The sequence below is a fragment of the Halochromatium sp. genome (assembly GCF_054919635.1).
Genome location: NZ_JBUDPI010000329.1, coordinates 1 through 4,209, shown reverse-complemented (window position 1 = coordinate 4,209; position 4,209 = coordinate 1). Strand labels below are relative to the sequence as shown.

The following is a 4,209-nucleotide window of genomic DNA, read 5'->3' as shown; positions in this document are numbered from 1 at the left end:
CGACCCTCCGCTACGTCGTGCCGTCAATTAGCGTGCTTTGGGTATAACTTGTTCACTGGCTCGACGGCTGGCTCCACCGCTGGCTCGAGGAGCAGGCGCGGAGTCGCGGCCATCGGTCCGCTCCTGCCGAAAGCGCTCAGGTACTGGTGCCAACGAGTCGAGCCGCAGACGCAAGGCGGCCTTGGCGAGCAGGTGTGCGCTGACGGGGGTTGTCATGAATAAGAACAGCGCGACGAGCAGCTCTGTCGGATGGGTGGTTGCCCCCTGAGCAGCAAAATACAACGCCGAGGCCGCGAGCATGCCGCCGACGCCTAGGGTTGTCGATTTGGTGGGACCATGCAGACGGCAGAAGAAGTCTGGCAACGAGGCCAGGCCGATCGAGCCGATCAGCGTGAAAGCGGCCCCAAGCAGGATGAGTGCGGCGACGAGGGTGTCGGTCAGCATCCTCAGTGTCCTCCTGTGATGATGTCTATTCGATCAGCTTGCCGCGCAGCAGATGGCGGCTGAGCGCGGCGGTGGCGATGAAGCCGAGCAGGGCTAGCAGCAGCGCCGAGGCGAAATACAGCATGTTGTGGAATTGAATACCGAGCAGCACCAACAGCGCGATGCTGTTGGTGTAGAGGGTATCCAGTGCCAGGATGCGGTCGGGTAGGTCCGGGCCCTGCAGGGCACGCCAGAGATTGAGCAGGAGCGCCAGACTGAGCATCGCGAGTGCGGCACCAATGGCGAGATCTAGGATGGTCATGGAAAGACTTCCAGCAGGAGGTGTTCATAACGGTGCTTGATCTTTGCGCATTCGATGGCGGCATCGGCCGGATCGGGCGCATCGAGCAGATGCAACAAGAGTACGCGCCGATCGTCACTGAGATCGGCCGAGAGTGAGCCCGGCGATAGGGTGATGGTGGTCGCCAGGATGTAGAGTGCAAAGGGCTCCTCCAACGTCAGCGGCAGCTCGACGAAGGCCGGTCGCGGATGGCGTGAAGGCGTCAGGACCAAGGCAGCGATGCGCAGGTTGGCGATGACCACGTCGACCGCGACGCGCCATAGATAGAGCGCGAGCAGGTGCGGGCGACGCGGCCGGCGTCGGTCGGCCCAATAGCGGCTTGAAGCCGCGGTGATGCCCCAGGCCAGCATGACCCCGAGCAGGACCTGGCCGGGCGCAAGGCTGCCTTGCAGGAGCAACCAAAGCAGCGTCAGGGACAAGGCCGCCAGCGGATGGCGGGTCAGTGGTCCAACGAGGCGCCTCATGGCGGACCTCCAAGGACCACTGAATGGGTCTCCTTGAGCGGGGCCACGGGTGGGTCCACCGGCTTCAATTCCTTGATCGCGGTGATGTAGTCCTCGCCGTCCAGGAGTTGTAACGCGAGCGTCTGGCTGTAGTCAGCGATCGGCGCGGCGAGGAGCATCAACAACGGGCTGGCAGCGAGCAGCACGGCCGCGGCTGGCGCATAAGCGCCGCGCCCGTCGGCAACGCTTGCAGAGGGCTTCCCTTGCCAGAAGAGCGCCATCCCAGCGCGCGACAGTCCGATCACGACAAGCAGACTGGAGCCTAGTATGGCGGTCCAGTTTAGCGTCCAATCGGGATGCAGCCCCGATGTGTCCCCGCTTGCGCTTTGCACGGCGTCCAAGATCAATGCCTTGCCGATGAATCCGCTCAACGGTGGCAGGCCCGCGATGGCCAGGGCGCCGAGCAGGAATAGCGCACCCAGCCAAGCGGCCGCGGGCGGCTGCTGGGCGGGCTGGAGTCGGGAACCTTGCTCACGGCCCCGACTGATCACGTCGATCAGCAGGAACAGCCCCGCCGTGATCAGGGTGGTATGGATCAGATAGTAGAGACCGGCGGCAATACCCTCAGCGGTACCGACGGCAACAGCGGCCAGCAACGTGCCGACCGAGACCAGGATCAGATAGGCGACCATGGTCCGCAGCTCGGTGGCAACGACCACACCGATGGCGCCAACAGCCAGCGTCAGTAGTGCCCCGGTGGTGACGACTGTCTGGATAGGCAGCCTGCCGAGTGGCAGCTCAGCCAAAGCGGCGCTGCTGAGCGCATCGCCGCTCGGCATCACGGCGAACAGGCGGAGCAGGGCATAGACACCGACCTTGGTCATGATCGCGAACAGCGCTGCCACAGGCGCCAACGCCGCGCTGTAGGCCGGGACCAGCCAGGCATGCAAGGGGGCCAAGGCCGACTTCAGCGCGAAGGCGCCGATCAGCAGCAGCAGACCGGCGCCGGCCAAGGGAGCCTGGTCTGGAGCGAGCTCGGTCAGACGATTGCTCAGCTCCGCCAGGCTCAAGGTGCCGGCTACGGCATAGATCGAGGCCACGCCCATCAAGAACAGGCTCGAGCCGACCATATTCAGCACGACATAGTGCAAGGCTGCGCGGCTGCGCGCGGGACCGCCGCCCTGGACTAGGAGTCCATAGGAGGCGATCAACAGGACCTCGAAGAACACGAAGAGATTGAAGAGGTCGGCCGTGAGAAAGGCGCCGGCGAGACCGAACAGCTGCAGTTGCAGAAGTGCATGGAAGTGACGGCCGTTGCCTTCTTGGGTGCCGGCGCTCCAAGACAGGTGCGCAAGTGCCGCCAAGGCGAGGGCGCTGGTGAGGCTCAGCATCAGCGCCGAGAGTCGATCGGCAGCCAGCACGATGCCATAGGGCACCGGCCAGTCTCCGATCAGGGTCGCTGCGATCTGCCCCTCCGCGGTCAGTGCCAGCAGCCCGACTGCCACACCGAGCTGACCGAGGGCACCGATCAGGCTGAGCCGGCGCTGCTGGCGAAGCGGCATCCCTGAGCGGGCGAATAGCCAAGCCCCGAGGCCGAGCGGTAGCGCCAGAGGCAGGATCAGTAGCAGGCTCACCGCTCCTCCTCGCCGGATCGGGATTGATCGGGTTGGGCGTCAACGCGCTCGGAGCCGAGGTCGGATAAGGCGCGCAAGACCAGTACCAGGACCAAGGCCGTCATCGCGAAGCCGATCACGATGGCGGTGAGGACCAGCGCTTGGGGGAGCGGATCGGCCATGAGCTCGATCGCGTTGCCGCCGCTTTGCGTGGGTGCCTTCACCGGCGCCTGTCCGACCTGGAGTCCTCCCGAGGCGAAGACGAACAGGTTGGTCGCGTAGGTCAGCAGCATCAGCCCGAGCACGACCGAGAAGCCATGCGCGCGCAGCACCAAATAGGCCCCCGCACCCATCAACAAACCGATACTGCCTGCGAAGAGCCAGAGCATCAGTCGCTCCTCGGAGGTGGCTCGCCATCATCGGGGTCAGCTGCGCCGACAGGCTCCTGAGTCCTCGCACCTCGCCCCGCCGCATCCTGACTGCTGGCGCTGCTTTCACTGCTGGCACCCTTAGCCTCCTGAACCCCCTTAGCACCCTTCGCACCGACGCGCCCGAGACCATCCAGCACCAGCAGCAGCATCCCGCTGACGATCATCATCACGCCGACGTCGAACACCAGCGTACTTGTCAATGTCAGCTCGCCGAGGAACGGCAGGCTGCCATGCCAGTGCGCGGTGGTAAATAAGGGTCGTCCAAAGAGCAGCGGCCCAAGACCGGTGGCCAGCGCGAGCAGGAGACCACCACCGATCAGCGGCTGTGTGCTCGCGTGAAGCCGTCGCTCACTCCAGGCGCGTCCGTTGGCGCTCTCTTGCACAATCAACGCGGTACCAATGACGAGTCCGGCGACGAAGCCACCGCCAGGCGCCTGATGGCCACGCAGCAGCAAGAAGGCGGCCAGCATCAGCGCTGCCGGCAGCACGGGGCGCGACACCATGGCGAACAGCAGCGGATGGGTCGATTCTCGCCCCTGCCCGCTCAGGCGTTGGAGCGGGCTCAGCTGCAGGTCAGCAAGCAGCACCATCAGGGTCGCCGCGGCGATGGTCAACACAGTGATCTCGCCCAAGGTATCGAAGGCCCGGAAATCCACCAGGATCGCGTTCACCGCGTTGGCGGCGCCCGCGGCTGGCTCGGCGAGCCGCAGGTACCATTCGCCACTCCCGAGGCATTGATGCTGCAGCATGCTGGCGGTGAGTGCTGCGCTGGAGCCTCCCACCAGGGCTGCGATGAACAGGTCGCGTCTGCGTCTCCAGTTGGTCATCGGTTGGCTGGCACTGCGCGGCAGCAAGGCCAGTACCAGCACCAGCAGCAGCGTTGTGACCAGCTCGACGGCGAGCTGGGTCAACGCCAGATCCGGGGCCGAGAAATGGAC

General features: G+C 65.2%; 6 protein-coding genes. All 6 read right to left on the bottom strand.

Going from position 1 to position 4,209, the window contains the following annotated elements; genetic code table 11:
- Positions 1 to 27: 27 nt before the first annotated feature.
- A complete protein-coding gene (locus ACY693_RS15965; RefSeq protein WP_462322804.1) occupies positions 28 to 444 on the bottom strand; it encodes a Na+/H+ antiporter subunit G in 417 nt (138 codons plus the stop codon).
- Positions 445 to 469: 25 nt separating this feature from the next.
- Positions 470 to 745, bottom strand: coding sequence for a K+/H+ antiporter subunit F (locus ACY693_RS15960; RefSeq protein ID WP_462322803.1), 276 nt, complete (start codon positions 743 to 745; stop codon positions 470 to 472).
- Complete coding sequence (locus ACY693_RS15955) at positions 742 to 1,248, bottom strand: Na+/H+ antiporter subunit E (protein ID WP_462322802.1); 507 nt, start codon at positions 1,246 to 1,248, stop codon at positions 742 to 744. The genes ACY693_RS15960 and ACY693_RS15955 overlap by 4 nt, the downstream gene beginning before the upstream one ends.
- Positions 1,245 to 2,861, bottom strand: coding sequence for a monovalent cation/H+ antiporter subunit D (locus ACY693_RS15950; RefSeq protein ID WP_462322801.1), 1,617 nt, complete (start codon positions 2,859 to 2,861; stop codon positions 1,245 to 1,247). The genes ACY693_RS15955 and ACY693_RS15950 overlap by 4 nt, the downstream gene beginning before the upstream one ends.
- Positions 2,858 to 3,229: a Na+/H+ antiporter subunit C gene (locus tag ACY693_RS15945; RefSeq protein WP_462322800.1), complete on the bottom strand. Its 372-nt coding sequence runs from the start codon at positions 3,227 to 3,229 to the stop codon at positions 2,858 to 2,860. Before ACY693_RS15945 ends, ACY693_RS15950 begins: the two co-directional genes overlap by 4 nt.
- A partial coding sequence (mbhE, locus tag ACY693_RS15940; protein WP_462322799.1) for a hydrogen gas-evolving membrane-bound hydrogenase subunit E occupies positions 3,229 to 4,209 on the bottom strand: 981 nt, incomplete at its 5' end. The genes ACY693_RS15945 and mbhE, both read right to left, overlap by 1 nt.

What these genes read in the sequence shown, in the direction of transcription:
- ACY693_RS15965 (WP_462322804.1), bottom strand. Translation starts at nt 444, where the DNA reads ATGCTGACCGACACCCTCGTCGCCGCACTCATCCTGCTTGGGGCCGCT.
- ACY693_RS15960 (WP_462322803.1), bottom strand. Translation starts at nt 745, where the DNA reads ATGACCATCCTAGATCTCGCCATTGGTGCCGCACTCGCGATGCTCAGT.
- ACY693_RS15955 (WP_462322802.1), bottom strand. Translation starts at nt 1,248, where the DNA reads ATGAGGCGCCTCGTTGGACCACTGACCCGCCATCCGCTGGCGGCCTTG.
- ACY693_RS15945 (WP_462322800.1), bottom strand. Translation starts at nt 3,229, where the DNA reads ATGCTCTGGCTCTTCGCAGGCAGTATCGGTTTGTTGATGGGTGCGGGG.